Annotated in this window: 1 protein-coding gene; it reads left to right on the forward strand. The window is 37.6% G+C overall.

From position 1 onward, the window contains the following. Positions 1-403 (forward strand): hypothetical protein (locus HC175_RS19445; protein ID WP_209310120.1); only part of this gene is annotated, 403 nt, incomplete at its 5' end. Positions 404-415: the final 12 nt, after the last annotated feature.

Raw genomic sequence — 415 nt, forward strand, 5'->3', positions numbered from 1 at the left:
TGAAAAAAAGTATATGATAACGATCAGGAAAACATATAAATTAATTCTTTTAATTTCAATAGCATTCTTAACGTCTGCAATAACTTACTCGCAAACCAGAACCCAGCCTGAAGCATCCCAGGAGCTCGAAGAAGCAGCTAAAGAACAGGTTGAATATTGGGAAAATGAACTTTCTCTAACTGCCAAACAATCTTTGCTTATGGAAGACAAGATCATTGAGTTTGTTTTTAAAAAGGATAAGGTTGTACAGTCAGATTTGGCAAAGGAAGAGACATCCCGCCGGCTGGTAGAGCTTCAGGAGTTAGAAAATAAGGATATGAGAGATATTCTTACCAAACCTCAGTTCGATCGCTACATTATGCTGCAGGAACAGATGATAAAATCGCAGCGCTCTAATAATTAGATCTCTCCCTTT

The organism is Salinimicrobium oceani (assembly GCF_012037645.1).